A 26,635-nucleotide genomic window follows, 5' to 3' on the forward strand; every position below is an offset into this window, starting at 1 on the left:
CGCTATCCGGCGATGTGCGCGTCGCGCAGCCGCCCGAACTCGCCGGACGACATCCCCAGCACGTCGCACAGCACCTGCTCGGTATGTTCGCCGAGCCGCGGAGCGGGCGCCGGGGGAACGCGCGCGTGGGCCGAGAAGTCGAGCGGGATGCCCGCGGCCAGCATCTCGCCCACGCCCGGCTGCGCGATGGTCGCGAACATCGGGTTGACCGGCGAGCACTCGCGGTCCGAGGGCAGGTCCGCGACGTCCTGGTAGCGGCTCCAGCAGACGCCGTGCCGGTCGAACAGGGGCGCGAGCGTGGCGAGGGATTGCGCGGCGATGCGCGGGCCGACCAGGGCCGCGAGTTCGCGCCGCGCACGAAAGCGGTTGCCTTCCTGGTCGAGGTCAAGCCCGAGCCGCGAGCCGAGCGCGTCCACTTCCGCCTGGATGGCCAGCGCCTCGCACAGCGAGCGCCACTGCTTCAAGGTGAGGCCGACCACCATCACGTGCACGCCATCGGCGGTCGCGAAGTCGCGGCCGAACGCCCCGAACAGCTCGTTGCCGTGCCGCTCGCGCGGCTGGCCGCGCCGCGCCTCCTCGATGAAGCCCAGGTGGTTCATCACCGCGAGGCCGACGTCCTGCAACGCGAGCTTCACGTGCTGGCCTTCGCCGGTGCGGCGGCGATGCCGCTCCGCCGCCAGCAGGCCGACGGCGACCATCTGCCCGGTGACGAGGTCCCAGGCGGGCAGCACGTGGTTCACGGGCCCCTGCGTGCCCGGCGCGCCCGTGAAGAGCGGCACGCCCAGGCGCGCATTCACGGTGTAGTCGACGGCCGAACCGCCGTGCCGGTCGCCCATCAGGGTGAGCTGGATCAGGTCGGACCGGCGCGCGCGCAGCTTGTCGTGGGCTAGCCAGCCGCGCGGCGGGAAGTTGGTGAGGAAGAGGCCCGCGTCGTCGCCCGGCGCGCAGGCGATCGCCATCGCGATCTCGCGGCCTTCCGGGCGCGAGAGGTCCAGCGCCACCGAGCGTTTCGCCTTGTTCAGGCCGCACCAGAAGAGGCTCGTGCCGTCTTCCGTCACGGGCCAGCGCCGGTAGTCGAGCCCGCCGCCCAGCGTGTCGATGCGGATCACGTCCGCGCCCATCTGCGCCAGCGTCATGCCACCGAGCGGCGCCGCGACGAAAGCCGCCGCTTCGACGACGCGCATGCCGGCGAGGATGCCAGCGCCGCTCATGCTGCGCTCCCGGCGCGGCCGAGCGCGCGTTCGAGCAGGCTGCGCGCCACCACCTTCAGCGCCAGCGTCTCTTCCGCGCCCTCGAAGATGGACAGCACCCGCGCGTCGACGAAATAGCGGCTCACCGCACTCTCCTCCGCGTAGCCCATGCCGCCGTGCAACTGCAAGGCCTCGCGCGTCACCATCTCGGCCGAGCGGCACGCGAGCAGCTTCACGAGGCTGGACTCCATGCGGCCTGCACCGCGATCGACCTGCGCCGCGACCGCGCACGCCAGCTGCCTGCACGCGGCGAGGCGCGCGCCCATGCGCGCGAGCTTGGCCTGCGTGAGCGGGAAGTCGGCCAGCGCCTGCCCGAACACCTGCCGGTCCTGCGCATGGCGGATCGCGGCGCGCAAGGCGGCGCGCATGACGCCGCAGGCGCGTGCCGCGGTCTGCATCCGGCCGCCGACCATGCCCGTCATCGTCATGTAGAAGCCCTGGCCCAGTCCGGCCTCGCCGCCCAGCACATGGCTGTCGGGAACGAAGAAGCGCTCGAAGCTCAGGTCGAAGGAATGCATGCCGCGGTAGCCGATGGTGGCAATGGCGCGGCCGTCCAGCACGCCGCCCTGCGGCTGCCGGAACACGAACGCGTGCCCCTCGTACGAGGGCTTCTCCACCAGCAGCACGCTCAGGCCCTTGTGGCCCAGCGAGCGGTCGGGGTCGGTGCGCGCCACCACCATCAGCACGCCCGCCTTGCCGGCGAAGGTGCACCAGGTCTTGGCGCCATCGAGTTGCCAGCCCCCCGGCACGCGGGTCGCCTTCAGCGTGAGGCTCGCGACGTCCGAGCCGTGGTCCGGCTCGGTGATGGCGATGGCGCACAGGGGATCGCCGGCGGCCAGGCGCGGCAGCCAGTGGTCCTGCTGTGCCGGCGTGCCGCCGGCCAGCAGCGCGCGGGTGAGGATCTCCGGGCGCGTGATGAGGCTGCCGGCGGCCGCGAGCGAGCCCTCGGACAGCGCTTCGGTCACCAGCACCATCAGCAGCGCGTCCTCGCGGTCGTCGGGCGCGCTGCCGCCGTGGCGCTCCGGCACGGAGAGACCGAACACGCCCATCTCGCGCAAGGGCTGCAGCAGCGACTCGGGCACGGTGAGGTCTTCGCGGTGGATGCGCGCGGCCATCGGCGCGACCACCTGTTCGGAGAAGCGGCGGAAGCTGTCCTGCGCCAGCCGGTGCGGCTCGTCGAGTCGCACGCTGCCCACCTCGCCTTGCGAAGCGATCACCGCCGCACCGGCCGCGGCCAGCGCCCCGGTGCTCGCGGCCGCGCGCCGCAGCACGCGCAGCTCCGGGCTGCTGCGCAGCTGCTGCACCACGTCGTTGTCGCCATCGACGTCCAGGCCGATCACGTCGAGGCGATCCAGCAGCGACGCGGCCGCGTCCGCCGCGAACAGCAGCGCGAGCTGCGCGTCCAGCTCCGTGCTGTCTGCATGCAGGGCATCGACGGCGGTCTCGGCCGCCAGCAGTTCGGCGGCGGCCCAGGCCAGCTCGAAGCATGGCACCTGTTCGGCGTCGAGCTGCCGGGCGCCCAGCCGGCCCTCCACGCTGCAGCGCTGCGCGAGCGCGCGGGTCGCGGTGTCCAGCGCCGCGCGCAGGCGCGCGAGCACGGTGCGTGCAGCGCCCCGGGCGGGGGAAGAATCGGTCATGGGGTGCATCTCCTGCGTGCATTCTTGCGCAAGTGGGGACCGGCGCGGGCCGCCCGATTCCGCGCGCCCCGCCGCTCCCCCTATAGTTCGCGGCTGCATCACCTTCGCCATGCCCTTGCGCCTGCCTCGCACTCCCCTCCTCCTGGGCTGGGCCCTGCTCAGCGTGTCCGCCTACGGACTGATGTGGTTCACCCCCTGGGGCGACTTCGCGCCCACGGCCACGCCCGCGCACACCATCGTCGTGGAGACGACCATGGTGCTGGCGGGCTTCGCGTGCTGGGAGGTGCTGCGCACCGAGCGGGTCACCGCCCTGCGCGCGGTGGCGGGCGCCGTCGGCTTCCCGCTGGTACTGGTCATGCTGTGGACGCTCTGGTATGGTCTGCGACGCCATCTCGGATGGTGAGCCGCGATTCCTGGCAAAACGACAGGAGGCCCCATGGAAGCCCGCATCACCCTGGTCACGCTGTGTGTCGACGACCTCGAACGCGCGGTGCAGTTCTATCGCGACGGGCTGGGTTTCGCCACCGAAGGCATCATCGGCCAGCAGTTCCCCCATGGTGCCGCCGCCTTCTTCGACCTGGACAACGGCCTGCGCCTGGGGCTGTGGCCGCGCGCCAGCCTCGCACACGACAGCGGGCTCCCCGTGGGGCCGCGCAGCACGACCAACTTCTGCCTCGCGCACAACGTCGACTCCGAAGAGGAGGTGGACGAAGTGATGGCGCAGGCGGCGCTGGCCGGCGGCACCGTCGTCAAGCGCGCGCAGCCGACCTTCTGGGGCGGCTACGGCGGTTATTTCCAGGACCCCGACGGCCACTTGTGGGAGGTCGCCTTCAACCCCGAGCTCCTGCCGGCGGACTGACTCGTTCCCTGCACGCAACGCCGACCGCGTCCCTGAAAGCTCGCGTCACACATTCGACCGGCCCGGCGTGGACGCTCCCCCTGCACGCCCCGACAATGCGGGCATGCGCGCACGCGTCCTGACGTCCGTCCTCCTCGCCCTCGCCGTCCACCCGGCCGGTCGGGCGCAACCGGCCTCCTCCTGGAACAAGGAATGACCGGCCTGCCTCCCCTGCCCGCCACGCCCCTGGGCCGCTACCGCCACTACAAGGGCGGCGAGTACGAAGTGATAGCCGTCGCGCGCCACAGCGAGACCCACGAGCCGCTGGTGGTGTACCGCCCGCTGCGCGACGACGCCGGCTGGTGGGTGCGCCCGCACGCCATGTTCTTCGAAGAGGTCGTCATCGACGGCGTCCGCCAGCCGCGCTTCGTCCGCATCGCCGCCTGAGGTCCGCATCATGTGGCGCGTGCTTCCCTTCCAGTGGCTGGTGTACTACTTCCTGTTCGGGCTGGTGCTCGTGTTCCTGGGCATGTGGTGGTTCCAGGGCCGGCCGCACTACCTGAAGAAGGGCGGCAAGGGCTTGTTCAAGCTGTTCACCACCTTGTGGACGACGGTGACGATCTTCACGCTCATCACGGCGGCCGCGGGCAAGTTCCTGTGGTCGCCGCTCGCGTCGACTCGCTGGTTTTCCGAAGCGGTGTTCGCCGACGTGTCGGGCGACTGGCAAGGCGTGCTGCAGACGGCGGCGGCCGGCCAGTCCGCGGGCAGCCGCTCGCCGGATCCGGTGGAAGTGCACATCGAGCAGGATTTCTTCCAGCTGGAGATGAGCTTCACCTCCAACCGGCACCGCACCGACGCGCGCACGATCGCGCTGTGGCCCGAGCGCGATGCGGTCACGCGCAAGCAGCGCCTCTGGTACGTGTACGAAGCGCGCACGCCGGGTCCGCTGCCCGGCGATCCCGCCGTCTACCAGGGCGCCGGCTTCCTCGACGTGCGCAAGAACCGCTCGGGCGTGCTGCTCGAAGGCCTGTTCTGGACCGACCGCAACTGGCAGCGCAACGCCCACACCGCCGGCACGATCCGGCTGCACGCGGCCGGCGTCGGCCTGCCCGCTGCCGCCGGCGGCGTGCCGATGTAGCGCTCGCCGGCACGCGGCCGCCGCGTGACCCGGCAGCGGATCCGTCCTACAGTCCGCCCACTGGCGAGCGCGGAAGATAGGCGCCAGCACGACACGAGGTGAACGATGGCGCTGCCCCATGCGCAACTGATGGACGTGATCAACGTGGGCCCGCTCGGCGAGCAGCTGGAGGGCCTCGTCAGCACGAGCCTGATCAAGACCGAGCGGGTGCAACTGCTGCACCTGGTGCTGGCCGCGCACCAGGACATGCCGCAGCATCACGTGGACGACGAATGCACGATCCATTGCCTGGAAGGCGAGGTGGAGATCGTGACGGGCGCGGGCGTGCGCCAGCTGCGCCCCGGCAACCTGGTGGTGCTGCCCGCGCGCGAGAAGCACTCGCTGCGCGCGCGCAGCCGGGCCGCCGTGCTGCTCACGCTGCTGCTGGACCACGGCGACGCCGCCCGCCAGGGCGGTGGCGGCAACCGGCGCGCGCTCGACAAGGACACGCCGCTCAAGCCCTAGCGGCGCTCACGCGCAGGATGGGTACGATGCGGGCAGGAGATCCGCCATGCCCAGCCATCGCCGAATCCGGAACGCCCTCCTCGTCGCAGCCGCGGCGCTGCTGCCTGTGCTCGCGGGCGCGCAGGCTTGGCCGACCAAGACCATCCGCATCCTCGTCGGTTCGCCGCCCGGGGGCCCCTCGGACATCGTGACGCGCGTCTTCGCCGAGCAGTTGAGCCAGCGCTTCAAGGAGCCGGTGGTGGCCGAGAACCGGCCGGGGGTGGGCAACAGCATCGCCGCCGGCGTCGTCGCCCGGGGCGAGCCCGACGGCTACACGCTGGTGATCAGCCCCGACACCGTGGTGACGGTGAATCCCCTCGTCTACAAGAAGCTCAACTTCGACGCCCGCACGGAGCTGGTGAACGTTTCCACCCTCGCGGCGTTCACGCAAATGCTCGTGTGCAACCCGGCCACCGGCGTGCACACCGTGCCGGAACTGGTCGCGAAGGCGAAGTCTTCGCACATGACCTACGCGTCGGGCGGCCCCGGCGTGCCCGGCCATCTGGCGGCGGAGATGTTCCTGCAGACCGCCGGCGTGAAGATGCAGCACGTGCCGTACAAGGGGCCGGCGCCGGCCACGCTGGCCGTGGTGGCCGGCGAATCCGATTGCGGATTCCTCGCCACGCCCACGGTGCTGCAGCAGGTGAAGGCCGGCAAGCTGAACGCGCTGGCCGTGTCGTCCGCGGTGCCGTCGCCGATGGCGCCGGAGGTGCCGACGCTGGCCAAGGCGCTGAACCGGCCCGACCTGGACATCAGCTTCAAGCTGGTGCTGCAGGCCGCCAGGGGCACGCCGGCCCCGGTGATCGCGGAGCTCGAACGCGCGGCCATGGAGATCATGCAGAAGCCGGAAGTCCGCGCGCGCCTGCAAGCGGCCGACCTGGTGGCGATCGGCAGCAGCACGAAGGACGCCGAAGCGGCGATGAAGGCGGAGACCGCACGCTGGGCGCCGGTGGTGAGCCGGCTCGAGATCAAGACGGAGTGAACGGCGCAGCCCCGCGCAAGGAGACCTCATGATCCCGAAGCTGGCCGCCTTCGTAGTCGCCGCGTTCGCCCTGGCGGGCGTGGTGCCCGAAGCAACGGCCCAGGGCTGGCCCAACCGCATGACGATCACGGTCGTGGTGCCGCTGGCGCCAGGCGACGGCGGCGACATGACCGCGCGTGCCATGTCCGAGGTACTGGCCAGCGATCTCGAGGCTCCGGTGGTGGTGGTCAACAAGCCCGGCGCGGGTGGCGCGCTGGGGGTGCACTCGGTGATCTCGGCGCACAAGGACGGCTACGTCGTGCTGTTCACGCAGAACAGTCCGCTGACCATCCGCCGGGTGCTCGATCCCGCCACGGCCAACTACGACCCGCTGAAGGACCTGGTGCCGCTCGCGATCACCACGCGCTCGCCCTCGGTGCTGGTCGTGCGCAAGGACGCGCCCTTCCGCAGTTTCCAGGAGATGGTGGCGTACGCGCGGCGGAATCCCGGCCGCGTGCGCATCGGCAATGCCGGCCCGGGATCGGCCGGCGACCTCAGCGTGCAGGTGATCAACAGCGTGGCCGGCACGGACCTCGACTCGATCCCGTACAAGGGCGCGGCGCCGGCCGTGAACGACGTGATCGGCGGCCAGGTGGAAGGCGTGATCCTCGCATTGGGCGCCGTGTCGGCGCAGATCCGCAGCGGCACGCTGCGGGCTATCGCCATCTCCAGCGAGTTCCCCGAGCTCCCGGAGGTGCCGACGCTCACCCGGCTCGGCTACCGGCAGGACCTGCTGGGCGTGTGGTTCGCGTGGATGCTGCCGGCCGGCGTACCGGACAACGTGGTGCAGGAGCTCACGGCGGCGCTGCACAGGGCCACGCGCAACGGCGAGGTCGCCTCGCGCCTGCAGCCCTTCGGGCTGGTGCAGGACTGGGAGCCTGCCAGCCGCGTGGAAGCGGAGATCACGCGCGAATACGACATGATCGTGCAGGTCACGAGCCGGCTGAAGAAGCCCTAGCCTGCGCCCGTCTCCCCGAGCTGCCCGGCGCCATGTCCGACCCGCACGATCTCGATCGCTTCGTCACCGCGCAAGCGCCCGTGATGGGGCAGGTCCTCGACGAACTGCGCGCGGGCAGCAAGCGCAGCCACTGGATGTGGTTCGTGTTCCCGCAGCTGCAGGGGCTCGGCACGAGCGGGATGGCGCAGCGGTATGGCATTGCTTCGCTCGCCGAGGCGCGCGCGTATCTCGCGCATCCGGTGCTGGGTCCGCGCCTGCTCGCCTGCTGCGGCCTGATGCTGCAGGTCCAGGGGCGGTCCGCGCAGGCGATCCTCGGCTCGCCGGACGACCTGAAGTTCCGCTCCTGCTGCACCCTGTTCGCCCTGGCGGCGCCGCACGAGCCCGTGTTCCAGCAATGCCTCGACCGTTTCTACGGCGGCGTGCCGGACCCCCGCACCGTCGCTCTTTGCGGCACCATGGGCCCATGAAACAGCAGCAACAAGCCACCGGCGGCTCGGCCGTCGTCTCGAACAACGAAGCCCGGTCCCGCTACGAACTGCAGCAGGACGGCGAAGTCGCCGCCATCGCGCAGTACGAGGTGCAAGGCGATCGCGTGTGCTTCACGCACACCGAGGTGGACCAGCGCTACGAAGGGCAAGGCCTCGGCTCGAAGCTCGCGGCGTTCGCGCTCGACGACGTGAAGCGCCGCGGCATGAAGGCCCTGCCGCAATGCAAGTTCATCGCGAGCTACATCGCGCGGCACGAGAAGGAGTACGGGGACCTGGTGGTGTCGTGAGGGGTGGCGCGGCAAGGGCCACTGATGCGGCCGTTGAAGCGGAAACCGTAGGCTGGTGGTGAGCCGCAGGCGAACCCCAGCTTGCTGCGCTACGCTGGATCGCTGGGGTTCGCGTTGCTCACCGCCAGCCTACGCGGGCCTCACGGGGCACAGTGTCACGGTGGTTGAATCGGAAACGTAGGCTGGTGGTGAGCCGCAGGCGAACCCCAGCTCGGTGCGCTACGCTGGATCGCTGGGGTTCGCGGAGCTCACCGCCAGCCTACGAGTACGAAGGCCCGTGAGTCTTGCGCGCAGGGGCCACACTGCCCATCGTCGCGGCAGGCGGCGTGCGGTGCAGGCCCGCATGAAGGGCATCGCCTGCAAGCCGGTCCGGGCGGCGGAGCGCGGCTACGAGAGCGTCAGCGTATCGAGCCGCGCGTACGTTTCATGCTACCGCGGCACTTGTCCGAGCAGAGAGTTTGACCGCGATCAGCGGGCAAACTCTCTGCGAGTTGTGCCGCGCGACGCCGGCCGGACCGGTTTCCAGGGGAGTCGGCGCGCGCAGCCGCCGACCGATGCCCAGCGGGCCTGCACCGCACGCCGCCTGCCGCGATGCCCACCCCCTACGAAGAGCGCACGTCTTCCTACCGCGCACGTCTTCCTGCCCCAACGCCGTCGAGCGTCGGTTGCAGCACGGCGTTCCGGCCGAGGCCGAGCGCTTATGCCGACCCTCGTCATTGCGGCAGCGCGCCGGGTTCCTGCGCGGAGCGGACCGCGGCCGCCACGCCGCGCCAGGAGCGCTGCATGGCGCGCCCGGCCATCGCGGGCAGGCTGGCGGCCAGTTCGCACAGCGTGCAGGGATCGAACAGCATCGTTCGCACCAGTCGCCCCTGGCTGCCCCGGTCGGCCAGCACCCGCCACCAATCGCGCGGACGCAGCAGCGGATGGCGCCGGTTGCAGCGCGCCAGCGAGGGCCGTTGCGGCTGCGCGCCGGCAGGCCACGACGTGCGCAGGCTTTCTGCGAGGAAGTTCAGGCCGCAGGCAGCCGGCATCGCGAGCGAAGCCCAGAAGCGCGGGTTCGACTCGAGCAGGTAGACGCGACCGGTCGCCTGCTCGATGCGTGCGTCCAGGTTCATCGGACCGCTGTAGCCCGTCGCGCGGCACAGCGCCGACGCCATCTCCTCGAGAATCGGGTCGCGGGTGAACTCCATCCAGCAGCCCTTGACCTCATGTGTCGTCACCGCGCGCAATTCGCCGTCGACCGCGAACAGGTCGACATCGATGTCGCGGCCCTCGATGTAGCGCTGCACGACGAGCGGCCCATCGCCGTAGGTGCGATCGAGCACGACGTGGTCCAGCAGGTCCTGCCCGCTGCGGACCACCACCACGCCGAGCGAGCCCGATGCATTGGTCGGCTTGACGACGAAGGGCAACCCCAGCGTCGCGGCGAGCTCGGTGAAATCCAGCTGGTGCTTGCCGGCGACGCACACGGCCGCCGGGACCGGCAGCGCCGATGCATCGCAAAGCAGGTGGAAGCGCCACTTGTCATCGAGTGTCTCCAACACCTGCGGGGTGGGAAGGGGCGTCGTCGCGAGCGGCACGCGCGGCCCCAGGCGATGCAGCAGCCGAATCGCCGGGCAATCGCACGGCACGATGACGCCCTGCGGTTGCTCGCGCGCGAGTTCTTCGAGTTGGCTCGCGCAGCGCTCCAGGTCGCCGAAGTCCGCCAGCACATGGCGGCGAACCCATGGCGACCAGCGCAGCTGACGGGTTTCCTGCGTGCCGAACACGACGACGCGCGGGCTGCCCATGGCGTGCGCCGCCTGCAGCACGGGAAGGACGATGCGGGTCTGGCACCCGAGCAGGATCAGGCTCATGCACCTCTCCGTCCGCCAGGACAGCGGAGGAGGCAGTCTGCCCCACCAGCTGAGCCAGGGGTTTGCCATCCGTCCGGCGGCCCCGGCCCGAAAGGGCTAACCTCCGCCCCCGCGACATCGCCGCGGGCCACCGGCCCGTGCCAAACAAAAAGGCCGCCCTGAGGCGGCCTCTTCGCTCAAGCGCGCAGGCTCACACGTTCATGATCGAGACAGCGCGGGCGTTCAGGTACGCCTCCAGCGACTCGGGGCCGCCCTCGGAGCCGTAGCCGGAGTCCTTGATGCCGCCGAAGGGCATCTCGGCGCTCGGCATCGCGGGCATGTTGATCCACATCATGCCGACTTCCACGCGGCGCGTGAGCAGGTCCGCGTTCTTCAGGGACCTGGTGAAGCCGTAACCGGCCAGGCCGAAGGAGAGCCGGTTCGCTTCCGCGATCGCCTCTTCCAGCTTGGTGAAGCCGCGGATGCCGGCGACGGGGCCGAACGGCTCGTCGTTGAACACCTTGGCTTCCAGCGGCACGTCCACCAGCACGGTGGGCTCCCAGAAATTGCCGGCATCACCGATGCGCTTGCCGCCGGTGAGCACCGTGGCGCCCTTCTGCACGGCGTCCTGGTGGAACTCCGCCATCGCGGTGAGGCGGCGCGGGTTGGCCAGCGGGCCCATCTGCGTGCCGTCGGCCAGGCCGTCGCCGACCTTCAGGCCTTGCGCGTACTTGGCCAGGGCCTGCGCGAATTCTTCCTTGACGCTCTCGTGCACCAGGAAGCGCGTGGGCGAGATGCAGACCTGCCCCGCGTTCCGGAACTTGGCGGCGCCCGCGGCCTTGACCGCGAGCTGGATGTCGGCGTCCTCGCAGACGATCACGGGTGCGTGGCCGCCCAGTTCCATCGTCACGCGCTTCATGTGCTGGCCGGCGAGCGCGGCGAGCTGCTTGCCCACGGGCGTGGAGCCGGTGAAGGTGATCTTGCGGATCAGGCGGTGCGGCACGAGGTAGCCGGAGATCTCGGCCGGGTTGCCGTACACGAGTTGCAGCACGCCGGGCGGGATGCCGGCGTCGGCGAACGCCTTCATGAAGGCAGCGGGACCGGCCGGCGTTTCCTCGGCGGCCTTGACCAGCATCGAACAGCCAGCCGCGAGCGCGGGACCGACCTTGCGGACCACCTGGTTGATGGGAAAGTTCCAGGGCGTGAAGGCGGCGACGGGGCCGACCGGATCCTTCACCACCATCTGGCGCAGTTCGGGCTTGCCGCGCGAAGGCACGAGGCGGCCGTAGACGCGCAGGCCTTCGTCGGCGAACCAGTCGATCAGGTCGGCGGCGGCCAGGGTCTCACCCTTGGCCTCGGCGAGGGGCTTGCCCTGTTCCTGCGTGAGCAGCGGCGCGATCTCGCCGGCGCGCTCGCGGATCAGCGAGGCGGCCTTGCGCATGATCTTCGCGCGGTCGGCTGCGGGCATGTCGCGCCAGATCTCGAAGCCCTTCTGGGCGGCTTCCAGCGCCTTGTCGAGGTCGGCCCTGGAAGCATGGGCGACGCGGCCGATCTCCTTGCCGGTGGCCGGATTGAAAACGGCAAGCGTGCGGCCTTCGGCGGCGTCCTGCCACTGGCCATTGATGAAGAGCTGGGTATTGGGGTAGGTCATCGCGGTCCCTTGTGCGGAGTGCACCGGGGATTATGCGTTGACCGGAACACCCCGTCCGGCGCGGGGCCGGCACGCGGCCGTCCCCGCGAGCCGGTTCACTGGGCAGTAGCGGCAGGCGTGCCGGCCAGCGTGGTCACGGGCAGCGCCGGGCCGCGGGCTTGCGCCAGGAAGGCGGAACCGCTGTCCTCGCCGGTCAGGGCGCGGACTTCGTTGCGCGAGGCGAGGTACTCGCCGGTCACGGCAGCGCGCGTGGTCGTGCTGTGGAACGTCGTCAGCGGCTGGTACCACGTGGCCCAGGGATTCACGCCGGCGAGCTGGTAGGCGGACAGGTCCGCGGCCACCTCGGCGCGGGTCTTCGTGGAGTGGAACGTATCGTTCACGACCGTAGGGTCGTCGGCCAGTGCGTTGCCGGCGAAGGCGGCGAACACGAGGGCGGAGAGGGCGAGCTTGGCTTGCATGATCAGGGTTCCTTCGGGATGGTGTCTGTGGATCGGCCCGCACACCTGCGCCGACCGTGCATGCACTCTAGGCAGCCAGGCTGAGCCCGGCATGAGCACTCTCTTAGCTGGGCGTGAGGGGCGAAAGCGCCATGGCTGGGGCAGATCGCAGGACAATCGCGCGATGCACGCGGCCACCCCGGGCGTTCTCGAGGTGGGCTGTCACCCAAGGAGATCGGCCATGGACGACGAAGTCTTCAACCTCAGCCTGCGCAAGTTCCTGAAGATGGTCGGCGTGAGTTCGCAGCGGGAGATCGAGCAGGCGGTCGCGCGCGCCCTGCAGGAAGGCGGCATCCAGGGCAACGAGAGCTTCCCCGCGACGATGACGCTCGAGATCGCCGGACTGAAACTGCGCACCGTCTTCGACGGCGAGATCCGCTTGCAGTAGCGCGTCTCAGGGCTGCGTGCCGGGCACGACGCGCTCGTAGACGATGGGGTGGCCGTGGACGGGGTCCACGCCGGCGAATTCGTTGCGCGTGTGGAAGGAGATCGGCAGCACCACCAGGGGCGTGTTCAGGCGCGACGGCGACTGGCCGTTGATGGTGTCGTACTTGCGCTTGAGCGTGGTGCCGTCGTACCGCCACGTGCCTTCATTGACGAAGTCGTCTTCCTTGCCCCCGGGTTCGACGACATGCGAGACCTCGCGGAACTCGCCCTTGCTGTCCATCACGAGCACGCGGCGCACAGCGAAGCCCTCCTCGCTGTACTTGCGCAGCCAGGTGCCCGGCAGCAGGTCACCGGCTTCGTCGGCGTAGGCGACAGCCAGTCCGCGGGAGCTGCGGTCGGGCGGGTTGGCGAGGGTGGAGAGAAAGGCCCCGACGCAGAGCAGGGCCGGCAAGGCGATCGCCCAGGTGAGCGGGACTGCATGGCGCGGCATCCCGAAATGATTCCAGAAAACGTGCGGCCTGTCTGCCCCGAGCAGATCACCCGCCGCTGGCGCGGGCCGCCCGCGCGGCGCCGGTGGCGCTCAACCTTCGTAGTTCTCGACGGTGCCGATATCGCGCGGCTGCGCGGCCTCGGGGTCCTGGCCGAACTCGCGGCGCGCGCGGCGCTGGCGCAGCAGGTCCCAGCACTGGTCGAGCTCTTCTTCGACGTGCTTCAGGCGATTCGCCTGCTCGGGCACGGCGGCCGCACCCGAGCGCAGCTTGTGCTCCTCCTCCATCAGCGACGTGATGTGGTCCAGGATGCTCTTGTCGTTCATGGCCGGCTCCGGAAGGGGGTGCGGACCATTCTAGAACCCGAAGTCCCGCCCAGCTTCACCTGCGTGAAGCCCTTGGAACGGCGCACTAAGGCCGGCGCCCGAACTCCACGACCCGGTTCGCCGGGAGGTGGAAGTAGTCCGAGGCGCGGCTCGAATTGCGGTGCAGCCAGGCGAACACCGCCTGGCGCGCCCGCGTCATCGCACGCAGGTGGCCCGTGGCCACCGTCTCCCGCGAGACGAAGTACGAGGTCGTCATGCTCTCGGTCGGGATCCCCTTCTGGTACGTCAGCAGCTTCATGAACTCGGGCACGTCGGGTTCTTCCATGAAGCCGTGCCGCACCGTCACCTGCCAGAAGCCGGCGCCGAGCTCCGTCACGGACAGGCGATGCGCCGCGTCCACGCGCGGCGAGTCGGTGGCCACGACCTGCAGCACGATCACGCGCCGGTGCAGCACCTGGTTGTGCTTGAGGTTGTGCAGCAGCGCGTGCGGCACGAACTGCGGTTCGGCAGTGAGGAACACGGCGGTGCCGTTGACGCGGTGCGGCGGATCGCGCAGCAACGATTGCACGAAATCGTCCAGCGGCACCTGGTCTGCCGCGGCCATCTCGCGCAACAGCGTGCGGCCGCGCGACCACGTGGTGAAGATGCCCATCACCAGCGCCGCGACCAGCAGCGGCAGCCAGCCCCCATCCGCGATCTTCAGGCTGTTGGCGAACAGGAACAGCGTGTCCACGCAGAGGAACACCAGCGAGCCCACGGCGACCGCATAGCGATTCCAGCCCCACAGGCGCCGCGCCACCAGCGCCGCGAGCACCGTCGTGGTCACCATCGTCACCGACACGGCGATGCCGTAGGCGGAGGACAGCGCGCTGGAGGAACGGAAGCCGATCACCAGGGCCACCACGCCCAGCATCAGCAGCCAGTTCACCGCGGGCATGTAGATCTGCCCCATGGCCTGGCCCGAGGTCTGCACGATGCGCAGGCGCGGCAGGTAGCCCATGCGGATGGACTGCGCGGTGAGCGAGAACGCGCCGGAGATCACCGCCTGCGACGCGATGACCGTCGCCGCCGAAGCGAGGGCCACCATGGGCACCACGCCCCACGAAGGCAGCAGGCGGAAGAAGGGATTGTCGATGGCGGACGCGTCGGAGAGCACCAGCGCGCCCTGCCCGAAGTAGTTGAGGACCAGCGCAGGCAGCGCGACGAAGAACCAGGCCTGGCGGATCGCGCGCGCGCCGAAGTGGCCCATGTCCGCATAGAGCGCCTCGCCGCCCGTGACCGCGAGGAACACCGATCCGAGCACGGCCAGCGACTGCGCCGGATGCGACGCGAGGAAGGCGATCGCCCACCAGGGATTGAGCGCCTGCAGCACGCGCGGCTGCGCGGCGATGTGCTGCAAGCCCAGCAGCCCGAGCGCCGCGAACCACACCACCATCACCGGCCCGAACACCTTGCCGACGGCGCCCGTGCCGAAGCGCTGCACGATGAACAGGCCCACCAGGATGGCCAGCGTGAGCGGGATGACGTAGGGCTCGAACACCGGCGTCGCGACGTTCAGGCCTTCCACCGCGGAGAGCACCGAGATGGCGGGCGTGATCAGGCTGTCGCCGTAGAACATCGCCGCACCGGTGAGTCCCATGGCGGCGACCAGCGACAACAACCAGGCCGGCGACTGCGCGTCCGTCACCGCATGGCGCGCGAGCGCCTGCAAGGCCATGATGCCGCCCTCGCCGTCGAGGTCGGCGCGCAGCACGAACACCACGTACTTGAGCGTGACGACGATCGTCAGCGCCCAGAAGATCAGCGACAGCAGGCCCAGCACGGCTTCGGGCGTGAGCGCCACGCCGTGCGCGGGGCTCAGGCACTCGCGCAGCGCGTACAGGGGCGAGGTGCCGATGTCGCCGTAGACGACGCCGAGCGCGGCCAGGGCGAGCGCCGGGCGCAGGCCGGAGCTTGCAGGAGGGGCCGTGACGTGGGCAGTCATGAGGTTAGAGCCTGCCTGGATTGTCGGCTGCCCCGACCGGCGCCGACGCTCCCTGCGCTGCCGGGCCGCGATTTTTACGGCTTCTATATGCGGCACCTCAAGTTCACTGCCACTTCTTTACGCGCAAGTGGCAAGACTCACCCATCCTGACCGCAAGGAGGGCTTCCATGTCGGATCTTCTGTTCCTGCTGCTCGGCGGGGGCCTCTGGGGCTTGATGGTCCTGCTCGCACTCGGCCTCAAGCGCCTGGAGCCGGCGCCCAGGGAGCGGCCGTGATTGCGGCCGCCGTGCTGTACGGATTCGCCGGCTTCTGCGCCCTGCTGCTGCTGGCGTATCTCGTGTACGCGCTGATCCGCGCGGAGGAGTTCTGAGATGACCGCATCTGCCTGGGGGCTGCTGGCCCTCTTCCTCGTGCTGGTCGTGCTGCTGGCGTGGCCGCTAGCCCGCTGGATGACGGCGCTGATGGAGGGCCGCCTGCCCGCGTGGCTGCGCCGCGCCGAGGCACCGCTGTACCGGCTGGCCGGCGTGGACCCGGAGCGCTCCATGCCCTGGCTGCAGTACGCCCTGGCCTTGCTCGCGTTCAACACCGTCGGCGCGCTCTTCGTCTACGCATTGCAGCGCCTGCAGCAGTGGCTGCCGCTGAACCCGGCCGGGATGGCTGCGGTCCCGGCGGACTCGTCCTTCAACACGGCCTTGAGCTTTGCCACGAACACCAACTGGCAAGGCTACGGCGGCGAGAGCACGATGGGCTACCTCGTGCAGATGGTGGCGCTGGAGGGCCAGAACTTCTTTTCCGCCGCGACCGGCATTGCCGTCGCCTTCGCGCTGATCCGCGGCTTCGCGCAGCGCTCGGCGGCCGGCGTCGGCAACTTCTGGGCGGACCTCGTGCGCTGCACGCTGTGGCTGCTGCTGCCCTTGTCCCTCGTCATCGCGCTGTTCCAGGTGTCGCAAGGAAGCATCCAGAACTTCGCGCCCTACCGCAACGTGACCACGCTGGAGGCGCAGGCGTACCAGCAGCCGAAGAACGGCCCCGACGGGCAGCCCCTGAAGGACGCCAGGGGCCAGCCGGTGCTCGAAGACGTGAAGACGCAGACGCAGACCCTCGCCATGGGCCCCGTCGCCTCGCAGGAGGCGATCAAGATGGTGGGCACCAACGGTGGCGGCTTCTTCAACGCCAACTCCGCGCACCCCTACGAGAACCCGAATGCCTGGACGAACCTGGTGCAGATGGTCGCCATCTTCCTCATCCCCGCGGGCCTGTGCTTCACCTTCGGCCGCGGCGTGGGAGACATCCGCCAGGGCTGGGCCGTGCTGGCCGCCATGTCGGTGTTGTTCGTCGCGATGGTGCTGGTCGTCATCCCGGCGGAGCAGGCCGGCAACCCGCACCTGGCCGCCCTGGGCGCGGCGGGTCCCAACACGGAAGGCAAGGAGGCGCGCTTCGGCATTGATGCGTCCGCCCTGTTCGCCGCCATCACCACGGCAGCCTCGTGCGGCGCCGTGAACGCCATGCACGACTCGTTCACGCCGCTGGGCGGCATGGTGCCGCTGGTGCTGATCCAGCTGGGCGAGGTGGTCTTCGGCGGCGTCGGCTCGGGCCTGTACGGCATGCTGGTGTTCGCCATCCTCGCGGTGTTCATCTCGGGACTGATGATCGGCCGCACGCCCGAATACCTGGGCAAGAAGATCGAGGCCTACGAGATGAAGCTCACCTCGGTGGCCATCCTCGTGACGCCCATCGTGGTGCTGGCGGGAACGGCGATCGCGGTGATCGCCGACGCGGGCAAGGCAGGCGTCGCCAACCCGGGCGCGCACGGCTTCAGCGAGATCCTCTACGCCTTCTCGTCGGCGGCCAACAACAACGGCAGCGCCTTCGCCGGCCTGTCGGCGAACACGCCCTTCTACAACACGATGTTGGGGCTTGCCGTGTGGCTGGGACGCTTCGGCGTGATCGTGCCCGTGCTCGCCATCGCCGGCGCGCTGGCGGCGAAGAAGCGGGTGCCCGTCAGCGCGGGGACCATGCCCACGCACGGTCCGCTGTTCGTCGCACTGCTCATAGGCACCGTGCTGCTGGTCGGGCTGCTGAATTACGTACCCGCGCTGGCCCTCGGCCCCGCGGTGGAGCACCTGCAGTTGTGGAGCGGCAAGTAGCCGGGGGGATACACCATGAGCAAGCATGCCAAGACGGAACTGCGCCTGTTCGACCCGGCGCTCCTGAAACCGGCGCTGAAGGGCTCGTTCACCAAGCTGAGCCCGCGCGTGCAGCTGCACAACCCGGTGATGTTCGTCGTCTACATAGTCAGCATCGTCGCCACGCTGCTGTGGATCGAGGCGCTGCGCGGCGGCGGGGAAACGTCCGCAGGCTTCGTCTTCGCCGTGGCGCTGTGGTTGTGGTTCACCGTGCTGTTCGCGAACTTCGCCGAGGCGCTGGCCGAGGGCCGCAGCAAGGCGCAGGCGGCGTCCCTGCGCGGCATGCGCAAGGAAGTCTGGGCCAAGCGCTACGAGCACGCCGGCGCCGACGGGCGCTACCACGGCAAGTCGTGGCTGCCGCGCAAGGGCGAGGAGCTGCGCAAGGGCGACGTCGTGCTGGTGGAGCCCACTGACATCATCCCGCTGGACGGCGACGTGATCGAGGGCGTGGCATCGGTCGACGAGAGCGCGATCACGGGCGAGTCGGCGCCCGTGGTGCGCGAAGCCGGCGGCGATTTCTCCTCGGTCACGGGCGGCACCCGGCTGCTGTCGGACTGGCTGGTGGTGCGCATCACCGTGAACCCCGGCGAGTCGTTCCTCGACCGCATGATCGGAATGGTCGAAAGCGCACGGCGACAGAAGACGCCGAACGAGGTCGCACTGCACATCCTGCTGATCGCGCTGACCATCGTGTTCCTGGTGGTCACGGCGACCCTGCTGCCCTACTCCCTCTTCAGCGTGGAAGCCTCGGGCTTGGGCAAGGTGGTGACGCTCACGGCGCTCATCTCCCTGCTGGTGTGCCTGATCCCGACCACCATCGGCGGCCTGCTGTCCGCCGTGGGTGTGGCGGGCATGAGCCGCATGATGCAGGCCAACGTCATCGCCACCTCGGGCCGCGCGGTGGAGGCGGCGGGCGACGTCGACGTGCTGCTGCTGGACAAGACCGGCACGATCACGCACGGCAACCGGCAGGCGTCCGCGTTCTATCCGGCCGCCGGCGTCACGCAGGATCATCTCGCGCGCACGGCACTGCTCGCTTCGCTCGCCGACGAGACCCCCGAGGGCCGTTCCATCGTGGAGCTCGCGCGGCGCATGCAGGTGGATGACAGTCCCGTGGCCGGTGCGCGCTTCATCCCCTTCAGCGCGCAGGACCGCATGAGCGGCGCGGACTTCCCGGAAGCGGAAGACGTGGGCGACGGCGCCGTCGTCGCCGCACGCGTGCTGGCCGTGCGCAAGGGTGCCGCCGACGCGATCCGCAAGTACGTGCAGGCGCAGGGCGGCACCTCGCCGGCCGACGTGGCACGCACCGCCGACGAAGTCGCGCGCCGCGGCAGCACGCCGCTGGTGGTCTGCGAGCGCACGAAGGTGCTGGGCGTCATCGAGCTGAAGGACATCGTCAAGACCGGCATCCGCGAGCGCTTCGCGGAGCTGCGGCGCATGGGCATCCGCACGATCATGATCACGGGCGACAACAAGCTCACGGCGGCGGCGATCGCGGCCGAGGCGGGCGTCGACGACTTCCTGGCCGAGGCCACGCCCGAGGCCAAGCTGAAGCTCATTCGCGAGTACCAGGCCGAGGGCCGGCTGGTGGCGATGACAGGCGACGGCACCAACGACGCACCGGCACTCGCGCAGGCCGACGTCGCCGTCGTGATGAACAGCGGCACGCAGGCGGCCAAGGAGGCCGGCAACATGGTGGACCTGGACTCCGATCCCACCAAGCTGCTCGAAGTCGTTGAGACCGGCAAGGCGCTGCTCATGACGCGCGGCTCGCTCACCACCTTCTCCATCGCGAACGACGTCGCGAAGTACTTCGCCATCCTGCCGGCGATCTTCGTCACGACCTACCCGCAATTGCAGGCGCTGAACATCATGCGGCTTGCGACGCCGGAGTCCGCCATCCTGTCGGCGGTGATCTTCAACGCGCTGGTAATCGTGTTCCTGATCCCGCTGGCGCTGCAGGGCGTGCGCTTCCGGGCGATCGGCGCTGCCGCGCTCCTGCGCCGCAACCTGGCCATCTACGGCCTCGGCGGCCTCGTCGTGCCCTTCCTGGGCATCAAGCTGATCGACATCGTCCTGGCTGCCATCGGGCTGGCCTGAAGGAGGAAGCATGGAAGCCATGAAGGAATCCGTCGTGCGTCCCACGCTGGTGCTGTTCGCGATGCTCACCGTCATCGTGGGACTGGCGTACCCGGGCGCCGTGACCGCGATCGCGCAGGCCATGTTCCCCGACCAGGCCAACGGCAGCATCGTGCTGAAGGACGGCAAGCCCGTGGGCTCGGCGCTGATCGGCCAGGCCTTCAGCGATCGCGGGCACTTCTGGGGCCGGCCGTCCGCGACTTCGCCCATGGCGTACAACGCGGCGAATTCGGGCGGCTCGAACCTGGGCCCGCTGAACCCGGCACTCGCGGACACGGTGAAGGCGCGCATGGCGGCGTTGCGCGCAGCGGACCCGGGCAACACGGCGCCCGTGCCCGTCGATCTGGTCACTGCCTCGGCCAGCGGCCTGGACCCGCACATCAGCGTCGCGGCGGCGCGCTACCAGGTGGCGCGCGTCGCCAAGGCGCGCGGGCTGCCGCAGGAGGAGGTGGCCGCACTCGTGGAGCGCTCGATCGGGCGTCCCAGCCTGCCCCTGATCGGCGAGCCGGTCGTGAACGTGCTGCGGCTGAACCTCGCGCTGGACGGCGCACGCTGACGTGCTAGCCTGACGCGATGGCGATCGCCGCCGACCAGCGCCCCGACCCCGACGAACTCCTCGCCCAGCTGCAGGCGCAGGACGAGCGCGCGCGCCGCGGGCGGCTGCGGATCTACTTCGGGGCGAGCGCCGGCGTCGGCAAGACGTTTGCGATGCTGGGCGCCGCGAAGCGCGAGCACCAGGCCGGCCGCGACGTGGTGATCGGCCTGGTGGAGACGCACGGGCGCAGCGAGACCCAGCAGCTGGCCGAAGGCCTGCCGCGGCTGCCGCTGAAGGAGCTGCCCTACCGCGACCGCGTGCTGCCCGAGTTCGACCTCGACGCGGCGCTCGCGCGCAAGCCCGCCGTCCTGCTGGTCGATGAACTCGCCCACTCCAACGTGCCGGGCTCGCGCCATCCCAAGCGCTGGCAGGACGTGCAGGAGCTGCTGGACTCCGGCATCGACGTCTGGTCGACGCTGAACGTGCAGCACCTGGAAAGCCTCAACGACACGGTCGGCGCGATCACCGGCATCCGCGTGCACGAGACCGTGCCGGATACCGTCCTGGACGGCGCGGACGAGGTGGTGCTGGTCGACGTCACCCCAGACGAACTCATGGCTCGCATGAAGGCCGGCAAGGTCTACCTGCCGCAGCAGGCGGAGCGCGCGGCGCAGAACTTCTTCCGCAAGGGCAACCTGATCGCGCTGCGCGAGATGGCGCTGCGCCGCACCGCCGAACACGTCGAGGAAGACGTGCGCGGCTGGCGCGTGGAGCAGGCGATCGCGCCGGTGTGGATCACGGGCGGTGCCATCCTCGCCTGCGTAGGCCCGCGAGAGGGTGACGAGCAGACGGTGCGCGCGGCCGCGCGGCTGGCGGGACAGGCCAGCGTGCGCTGGTTCGCCGCCTACGTCGAGACACCGCAGCTGCGCCGGCTGCCGGCCGATGCGCGCGACCGCATCCTCGCCGTGCTGAAGCTCGCCGAGGATCTGGGTGCGGAGACGGCGGTGCTCGCAGGCACGGATGCCGCAGCCGAACTCGTCGCGCATGCCCAGCAACTCCATTGCGCGACGCTGATCGTCGGCCGCACGCACGGAGCGCGCCTGCCGTTCGGACTGGCGCGTGCCACCATGACGCGCCGGCTCGGCACGCTCGCCCCGGCGCTCGATGTGTTCGAGGTCGGCCAGCGCGAGAGCGTGCGCCGGCTCGGACGCGTGGTGCAGGCGCAGGCGGAGGTGGACGAGGAACAGGGCCGGTGGCAGGAGTGGCCGCGCTACGCCTGGGTCGTCGCCGCCTGCGTGGGCACCACCCTCGCCGCCTGGCCGCTCGGGCACGTACTCGCGCAGGCGAACATCGTGATGCTGTTCCTCCTCGCGACGGTGGCAGTGGCGATGCGCCTCGGCCGCGGGCCGGCGGCGCTCGCCGCGGTGCTCAACGTGGCCGCCTTCGATTTCTTCTTCGTTCCGCCGACGATGACGTTCGCTGTCGCGGACGTGCAGTACCTCCTCACCTTCGCCGTGATGCTGGTTGTGGGCCTGCTGACGGGCCAGCTCACGGCCGGCCTGCGCTTCCAGCTGCGCATCGCCGCCAGCCGCGAACGCCGCGTGCAGTCGCTGTTCGAGCTCACGCGCGACCTGTCGGCAGCGCTGCTGGCCGCACAGGTCGCCGAGCTGGGCGAGAACGCCGTGCGCAGCCACTTCGGCGGCGAGGCGGTGGTGCTGGCGACCGACGCGCACGACGCGCTCCTGCCCCGGGCGCAGGCGCCGGACGGCTTCGACGCCAGCGTGGCGGACTGGGCTTTCCGCAACGGGCAGCCGGCGGGACTGGCCACCGCCACGCTGTCGGCCCAGCCCTGGCACTACGCGCCCCTGCACGCGCCCATGCGCGTGCGTGGCGTGCTCGCGCTCAAGCCCGCGCAACCCCGCTGGCTGGTGATTCCCGAGCAACGCCGGCACCTCGACACGCTCGCCCGCCAGATCGCCATCGCGCTGGAGCGCGTGCACTACGTGGAGATCGCGCAGCAGGCCGTCGTGGAGATGGAGTCCGAGCGCCTGCGCAACGCGCTGCTCGCGGCCATCTCGCACGACGTGCGCACGCCGCTCACGGCGCTGATCGGCCTGGCGGAGTCCCTGCGGCAGGCGCAGCTCGCACCGGCGCAGGCCGAGACCGCGGAGCACATCGCGCAGCAGGCGCGCTCGCTCGCGCACCTGGTCAACAACCTGCTGGACATGGCACGGCTGCAAAGCGGCAGCGTCAACCTGCGGCTGGACTGGCAGTCGCTGGAGGAAGTGGTGGGCTCGGCACTCCGCAGCGCGGCGACGCAACTGGCCGGCAAGCCCGTGCAGGTGCACCTGCCGCCGGACTTGCCGCTGGTGGAGTTCGATGCGGTGCTGATCGAACGCGTGCTGGTGAACCTGCTGGAAAACGCGGCGAAGTACGGCGCGCCACCGATCGAAGTGGACGCCCGCGTCGAACCGCGGGCCCTGGTGGTCACGGTGCGCGACCACGGCCCCGGCCTGCCGACCGGCGTGCAGGGTCGCGAGGACGTGCTGTTCGAGAAGTTCACGCGCGGCGAGCCCGAATCGAGCACGCCGGGCGTGGGCCTCGGTCTCGCCATCTGCAAGGCCGTCGTCGACGCGCACCGCGGCAGCATCCGCGCGGCGAACGCGCCGGGCGGGGGCGCAGAATTCAGCTTCCGCCTGCCGCGCCGGCCGCCGCCGGCTGCGCCCGCCTGAACCCGCCATGGCCGATCCCGTTGCCCTCATCGTCGAAGACGAACCGCAGATCCGCCGCTTCGTGCGCAGCGCGCTGGAGGCCGAAGGCTGGCAGGTGCACGAGGCCGGCACGCAGCAGCGGGGGCTGATCGAAGCAGGCACGCGCAAGCCCGACCTGCTGGTACTGGACCTGGGCCTGCCCGATGGCGACGGCATGGACCTGATCCGCGACGTGCGCGCCTGGTCGTCGGTGCCCATCATCGTGCTGTCGGCGCGCGCCGACGAGAGCGACAAGGTCGCGGCGCTCGACGCGGGCGCCGACGACTACCTCACCAAGCCCTTCGGGGTGGGCGAGCTGCTCGCCCGCGTGCGCGCCAACCTGCGCCGCCCGCGCGCAGTGGCAGCGGATGGCGACGAGCCCGTCGCGCGCTTCGGTGCGATCGAGGTCGACCCGCGCGCGCGCATCGTGCGGCGCGACGGCGCGGAGGTGCACCTGACCCCGATCGAATACCGCCTGCTGTCGGTGCTGGTGGCAAACGCCGGCCGCGTGCTCACGCACCGCCAGCTGCTGCGCGAAGTGTGGGGCCCCTCCCACGCCGAGCAAAGCCACTACCTGCGCATCTACATGGGCCACCTGCGCCAGAAGCTGGAAGCCGACCCCGCGCAGCCGAAGCACCTGCTGACGGAGACGGGCGTGGGGTATCGGCTCGTGACTGGTTGAGGGCAAGAGCGAGAGCGAGAGCGAGAGCGAGAGCGAGAGCGAGCAATCAGAACGCAGAGGACGCAAAGGTTTCGCAAAGGACGCAAAAGGAATTCAATGGAAGGTTGAAGTCCTTGCATTCTTGCGGCTTCTGCGCTTTCCAGTTACTTGGGCAGGACGCACTGCTCGCACGACGAGAACACCTTCCATGGCTGTCCTTTTGCGTCCTCTGCGTAACCTTTGCGTCCTCTGCGTTCTAGTTGTCCGCCTCCCTCACCGCGCCAGCTCCGGCACCACCTCCACCCGCCGCTGCTGCACACCTCGCAACAAGCCGATCTCCGTCGCGCGGCCGATGCGATCGCGGGAGAGCAGCCGCAGCAGCTGGTCCACTTCGCGCACCGGCGTCTCGCCGATCCGGATGATGCGATCGCCATCGCGCAGGCCGGCGCGGTCGGCGGGGCCGTCGCGGATCACCTCGTCCACCAGGATCGCGCTGTCCTGGTCCAGTCCGAAATGGCGCGCAACGCGGCGCGCGAGCGGCACCGTGTGCGCGGTGAGTCCCAGCCACGCGCGGCGCACGGCGCCATGCTGCAGCAACTCGCTCACCACCCATTGCGCCGTGTCGGACGGCACGGCGAAGCACAGGGACTGCGCGCCCGCGATGATGGCGGTGTTGACGCCGATCACCTGCCCGCGCGTGTCGAGCAGCGGGCCGCCGGAGTTGCCGGGGTTCAGGCTCGCATCGGTCTGGATCACGTTGTCGATCTGCCGTCCAGACGGCGCGCGCAGGCTGCGGCCCACCGCGGACACCACGCCGGTCGTGACCGTGTGGCCCAGGCCCAGCGGGTTGCCGATCGCGATGGCGACCTGCCCTGCGCGCACCTGCGCCGAGGCTCCCAGCTGCAGGTGCGGCAGCGAGCCGCTCGCGCCCGCGCGCACCAGCGCGAGATCCGTGTGCGCGTCGCTGCCGACCACCGTGCCCGCAAGCACCGCACCGTCCTCGAGCGCGACCTGCACTTCGGCCGCGCCCTGCACCACGTGGAAGTTGGTGAGCAGGTAGCCGTCCGGCGTGATGAGGAAGCCGGAGCCCGCGCCGCCCGCCTCGCGGCCGCGCGCATCGTGCTTGCGCACCCGCAGCGACACGACGCCGGGCCGGGCGCGTTCCAGCACGTCGACGACAGCGCGCGAATAGGCGTCGAGCAGCGGCAGGTCCTGCACGGAACCATCCATGGTCTTGGTCCTTCAGAGTCCGATGAGTCCGAGGCGCAAGCCCTGGCGCACGGCTTCGGTCCGCGTGGCGGCGCCGGTCTTTTCCAGGATCTGCGCGACGTGGAATTTCGCGGTGTGGCTGGAGATGCCCAGGGCGAGCGCGATGTCGCGGTTGGCGAGTCCCTTCGCCAGCAGCTCCAGCACTTCCAGTTCGCGCGGCGTGAGCGGCTCGCTCAGTTCGGCGGTGGCGGCCGCAGGAGCCTTGCTTGCGGTGTCCTGCACGTTCAGTCCGTGCGCCAGCGCGTTCACGGCGGCAGCCAGCGCTTCGTCGCTCGCGTCGGCCGAGAGGTGCCCGGTCGCGGCGCCGCGCGGTGCATCGGCGGCGTCACCGAGCCAGAGCAAGGGCAACTCGTTCGGCACCTGCGCCGCCAGTTGGCGCGCGGAGTGCGCATCGGCGGGAGCGAGCAACAACACGTCCAGGGCCGGCAGGCGAGCGAGCGACGCGAGCAGGAGCGGCTCGCAGCCCGCGCGCTGCAGCGCCTGCGCCAGGCCCTGCAAGGCCCAGCGCTGCGCTCCCGCGATGCCGACGCGCCAGCCCATGCCGTCCTTCAGCAGCGCCCCTGCCAGCGCTTCTCGTCCACTTCCACGCTCAGCTCCTGGCGTGCGCCGCCGCGCAGCAGCACCACGCGCAGGCGCGAGCCGATCTGGTCGCCCGTGAGCAGGTCGCGCAAGGCTTCGATGCTGGAGACGGGGCGGCCACCGACCGAGACGAGCACGTCGCCGACCAGCATGCCTGCGCGCGCTGCCGCGCTGCCCTCGCCCACGCCCGCGACCAGCAGCCCGGTGTCGCTGTCCACGTCTGCGGCGGTGCGCATGGCGGGGGACAGCGGCACCGATTGCGCCGCGATGCCCAGGTGCCCCCGCCGCACGCGGCCGTGGGCGAGCAAGGCGTCGACGACCTTGTCGATCGTGGCTGCCGGAACCACGATGCCGTGGTGGCGCGCGAGCGCCGCGCTGGCGAGGCCGAGCACCTGGCCTTGCGCGTCGCAGACCGGCGCGCCCATGTGCCCGGGATAGAGGCCGCCGTCGAGGCGCACGTAACGGTCCAGCGAGGCGCCGCGCCAGCTGCGCCAGCCGCCGGCGACGGCGCCGATGCGGCCGAAGCTCGCGTGCACCATGCCGGCCGCATCGCGGCCGACCGCGAACACGAAGTCGCCGACGCGCGCCGGGGGATCCAGCCGCCGCTCCACGACCGGCCAGTCGCCTTCCGCGGACACGACGGCGAGATCGGTGCCGGGATCGATGCCGCGCACCGAGCCCGCGACGGCGCTGCCATCGGCCAGGACGACCTGCACGCGATCGGCATGGCCGACGGCGGACGCGGCCGTGACCAGCACGCCCGGCCGCCAGCAGAACGCGCTGGACGTGCCCAGCCGGCGCGCCCGCACGCCGGCCACGGACGGCGCGACGCGCTCGACGGCGTCGGCCACGGAGAAGGTTTCGGAAGGAACGCTCGTCATCGCCTGCACCTCGGTTGTCTTGCACGCATGGTGCGCGTGCAGGCGCGGGGGAGGAACCGCCCGACCGGGCAGGTGGACCTGCCCGGGCAGGCAGGTCAGATGGGAGCGGGAGGGGAAGGATTCAAGCTGGGGTTCGCTGCGCTCACCGCCAGCCTACGAGAGGGAGCGGTGGGTTGAGGTGCGACCCGTAGATACTGTGTTCTCCGTCAAGCGGAGTGGAGTGCCGGATTGAATGGAAGTCCGGATTTCAACACTCCGTAGGCGATCGCCACCAGCTTGCGCATCAGAGCTCCGAGAACGAGCTTCT

General features: G+C 70.5%; 27 protein-coding genes and 1 pseudogene. 16 read left to right on the top strand and 12 right to left on the bottom strand.

Annotated elements, in window-relative coordinates; translation table 11 throughout:
- Positions 1-2: 2 nt before the first annotated feature.
- Complete coding sequence (locus JJB11_RS25075) at positions 3-1,211, bottom strand: CoA transferase (protein ID WP_201177949.1); 1,209 nt, start codon at positions 1,209-1,211, stop codon at positions 3-5.
- Positions 1,208-2,887 carry an acyl-CoA dehydrogenase family protein gene (locus JJB11_RS25080; RefSeq protein WP_201177950.1) on the bottom strand — a complete coding sequence of 560 codons (1,680 nt, stop codon included), beginning with the start codon at positions 2,885-2,887 and terminating at the stop codon, positions 1,208-1,210. Before JJB11_RS25080 ends, JJB11_RS25075 begins: the two co-directional genes overlap by 4 nt.
- Positions 2,888-2,996: 109 nt before the next feature.
- Here JJB11_RS25080 and JJB11_RS25085 point away from each other — a divergent pair, with 109 nt between their 5' ends.
- From JJB11_RS25085 to JJB11_RS25125, 9 genes are all read left to right on the top strand, one after another.
- Complete coding sequence (locus JJB11_RS25085) at positions 2,997-3,290, top strand: hypothetical protein (RefSeq protein ID WP_201177951.1); 294 nt, start codon at positions 2,997-2,999, stop codon at positions 3,288-3,290.
- 33 nt (positions 3,291-3,323) lie between these two features.
- Entirely contained in the window at positions 3,324-3,746 is a 423-nt protein-coding gene (locus JJB11_RS25090) for a VOC family protein (protein ID WP_201177952.1), read from the top strand.
- A gap of 192 nt (positions 3,747-3,938) precedes the next feature.
- A complete protein-coding gene (locus JJB11_RS25095; RefSeq protein WP_201177953.1) occupies positions 3,939-4,172 on the top strand; it encodes a DUF1653 domain-containing protein in 234 nt (77 codons plus the stop codon).
- A gap of 19 nt (positions 4,173-4,191) precedes the next feature.
- On the top strand, positions 4,192-4,863 hold the full coding sequence (locus JJB11_RS25100) for a hypothetical protein (protein WP_201177955.1): 672 nt from the start codon (positions 4,192-4,194) through the stop codon (positions 4,861-4,863).
- Between the two features lie 105 nt (positions 4,864-4,968).
- On the top strand, positions 4,969-5,367 hold the full coding sequence (locus JJB11_RS25105) for a cupin domain-containing protein (protein ID WP_201177957.1): 399 nt from the start codon (positions 4,969-4,971) through the stop codon (positions 5,365-5,367).
- A 46-nt stretch (positions 5,368-5,413) separates the two neighbouring features.
- The gene (locus tag JJB11_RS25110) at positions 5,414-6,388 is read left to right on the top strand and encodes a Bug family tripartite tricarboxylate transporter substrate binding protein (protein ID WP_201177959.1); all 975 of its coding nucleotides are present in this window, start codon (positions 5,414-5,416) and stop codon (positions 6,386-6,388) included.
- Between the two features lie 28 nt (positions 6,389-6,416).
- The gene (locus JJB11_RS25115; RefSeq protein WP_201177961.1) at positions 6,417-7,385 is read left to right on the top strand and encodes a Bug family tripartite tricarboxylate transporter substrate binding protein; all 969 of its coding nucleotides are present in this window, start codon (positions 6,417-6,419) and stop codon (positions 7,383-7,385) included.
- A 32-nt stretch (positions 7,386-7,417) separates the two neighbouring features.
- Positions 7,418-7,852: a DUF1810 domain-containing protein gene (locus JJB11_RS25120; protein WP_201177963.1), complete on the top strand. Its 435-nt coding sequence runs from the start codon at positions 7,418-7,420 to the stop codon at positions 7,850-7,852.
- Positions 7,849-8,160 carry a GNAT family N-acetyltransferase gene (locus JJB11_RS25125; RefSeq protein ID WP_201177965.1) on the top strand — a complete coding sequence of 104 codons (312 nt, stop codon included), beginning with the start codon at positions 7,849-7,851 and terminating at the stop codon, positions 8,158-8,160. Before JJB11_RS25120 ends, JJB11_RS25125 begins: the two co-directional genes overlap by 4 nt.
- A gap of 713 nt (positions 8,161-8,873) precedes the next feature.
- On the opposite strand, the gene JJB11_RS25130 is transcribed toward JJB11_RS25125, so the two are convergent.
- The 3 genes from JJB11_RS25130 to JJB11_RS25140 all read right to left on the bottom strand — a co-directional run bounded on the left by JJB11_RS25130 (position 8,874) and on the right by JJB11_RS25140 (position 12,104).
- Positions 8,874-10,016: an ATP-grasp domain-containing protein gene (locus JJB11_RS25130; RefSeq protein ID WP_201177968.1), complete on the bottom strand. Its 1,143-nt coding sequence runs from the start codon at positions 10,014-10,016 to the stop codon at positions 8,874-8,876.
- Positions 10,017-10,206: 190 nt separating this feature from the next.
- Positions 10,207-11,646, bottom strand: coding sequence for an NAD-dependent succinate-semialdehyde dehydrogenase (locus JJB11_RS25135; protein ID WP_201177970.1), 1,440 nt, complete (start codon positions 11,644-11,646; stop codon positions 10,207-10,209).
- A 95-nt stretch (positions 11,647-11,741) separates the two neighbouring features.
- Positions 11,742-12,104 (bottom strand): DUF4148 domain-containing protein, encoded by a 363-nt coding sequence (locus tag JJB11_RS25140; RefSeq protein ID WP_201177972.1) that lies wholly within the window; start codon positions 12,102-12,104, stop codon positions 11,742-11,744.
- Positions 12,105-12,324: 220 nt separating this feature from the next.
- Here JJB11_RS25140 and JJB11_RS25145 point away from each other — a divergent pair, with 220 nt between their 5' ends.
- Positions 12,325-12,531 carry a DUF6494 family protein gene (locus JJB11_RS25145; RefSeq protein ID WP_201177974.1) on the top strand — a complete coding sequence of 69 codons (207 nt, stop codon included), beginning with the start codon at positions 12,325-12,327 and terminating at the stop codon, positions 12,529-12,531.
- Between the two features lie 6 nt (positions 12,532-12,537).
- Here the strand turns inward: JJB11_RS25145 and JJB11_RS25150 are convergent, their stop codons facing one another.
- From JJB11_RS25150 to JJB11_RS25160, 3 genes are all read right to left on the bottom strand, one after another.
- Positions 12,538-13,020 (bottom strand): hypothetical protein, encoded by a 483-nt coding sequence (locus JJB11_RS25150; protein WP_201177976.1) that lies wholly within the window; start codon positions 13,018-13,020, stop codon positions 12,538-12,540.
- Positions 13,021-13,110: 90 nt separating this feature from the next.
- On the bottom strand, positions 13,111-13,344 hold the full coding sequence (locus tag JJB11_RS25155; RefSeq protein WP_201177978.1) for a DUF2630 family protein: 234 nt from the start codon (positions 13,342-13,344) through the stop codon (positions 13,111-13,113).
- 85 nt (positions 13,345-13,429) lie between these two features.
- Positions 13,430-15,328, bottom strand: a complete 1,899-nt coding sequence (locus tag JJB11_RS25160; protein ID WP_201177979.1) for a potassium transporter Kup — start codon at positions 15,326-15,328, stop codon at positions 13,430-13,432.
- A gap of 271 nt (positions 15,329-15,599) precedes the next feature.
- On the opposite strand from JJB11_RS25160, the gene JJB11_RS26285 reads away from it, so the two are divergent.
- From JJB11_RS26285 to kdpE, 6 genes are read left to right on the top strand one after another with little or no spacing between them, the layout of a single operon-like run.
- Positions 15,600-15,698: a potassium-transporting ATPase subunit F gene (locus JJB11_RS26285; protein ID WP_201177981.1), complete on the top strand. Its 99-nt coding sequence runs from the start codon at positions 15,600-15,602 to the stop codon at positions 15,696-15,698.
- Between the two features lies 1 nt (position 15,699).
- Positions 15,700-17,475, top strand: coding sequence for a potassium-transporting ATPase subunit KdpA (kdpA, locus tag JJB11_RS25170; protein WP_201177983.1), 1,776 nt, complete (start codon positions 15,700-15,702; stop codon positions 17,473-17,475).
- A gap of 15 nt (positions 17,476-17,490) precedes the next feature.
- Positions 17,491-19,614, top strand: coding sequence for a potassium-transporting ATPase subunit KdpB (kdpB, locus tag JJB11_RS25175; protein WP_201177985.1), 2,124 nt, complete (start codon positions 17,491-17,493; stop codon positions 19,612-19,614).
- A gap of 10 nt (positions 19,615-19,624) precedes the next feature.
- Entirely contained in the window at positions 19,625-20,209 is a 585-nt protein-coding gene (gene kdpC, locus JJB11_RS25180; protein ID WP_201177987.1) for a potassium-transporting ATPase subunit KdpC, read from the top strand.
- Positions 20,210-20,226: 17 nt separating this feature from the next.
- Positions 20,227-22,920, top strand: a complete 2,694-nt coding sequence (locus JJB11_RS25185) for a DUF4118 domain-containing protein (RefSeq protein WP_201177989.1) — start codon at positions 20,227-20,229, stop codon at positions 22,918-22,920.
- A gap of 7 nt (positions 22,921-22,927) precedes the next feature.
- Positions 22,928-23,620 carry a two-component system response regulator KdpE gene (gene kdpE / locus JJB11_RS25190; protein ID WP_201177991.1) on the top strand — a complete coding sequence of 231 codons (693 nt, stop codon included), beginning with the start codon at positions 22,928-22,930 and terminating at the stop codon, positions 23,618-23,620.
- A gap of 252 nt (positions 23,621-23,872) precedes the next feature.
- Here kdpE and JJB11_RS25195 read toward each other — a convergent pair whose 3' ends face one another.
- The 4 genes and pseudogenes from JJB11_RS25195 to JJB11_RS26290 form a co-directional block, all read right to left on the bottom strand.
- Positions 23,873-24,829 (bottom strand): S1C family serine protease, encoded by a 957-nt coding sequence (locus JJB11_RS25195; protein ID WP_201965099.1) that lies wholly within the window; start codon positions 24,827-24,829, stop codon positions 23,873-23,875.
- A gap of 12 nt (positions 24,830-24,841) precedes the next feature.
- Positions 24,842-25,408, bottom strand: a complete 567-nt coding sequence (locus JJB11_RS25200) for a helix-turn-helix transcriptional regulator (RefSeq protein WP_201177993.1) — start codon at positions 25,406-25,408, stop codon at positions 24,842-24,844.
- Positions 25,409-25,416: 8 nt separating this feature from the next.
- Complete coding sequence (locus tag JJB11_RS25205; RefSeq protein ID WP_201177995.1) at positions 25,417-26,328, bottom strand: S1C family serine protease; 912 nt, start codon at positions 26,326-26,328, stop codon at positions 25,417-25,419.
- Between the two features lie 206 nt (positions 26,329-26,534).
- Positions 26,535-26,635 (bottom strand): annotated as a pseudogene (locus JJB11_RS26290) (IS110 family transposase); the annotation flags it as partial.

Source organism: Ramlibacter ginsenosidimutans, assembly GCF_016654015.1.
In the GTDB taxonomy this organism is placed as follows: Bacteria; Pseudomonadota; Gammaproteobacteria; order Burkholderiales; family Burkholderiaceae_C; genus Ramlibacter; species Ramlibacter ginsenosidimutans.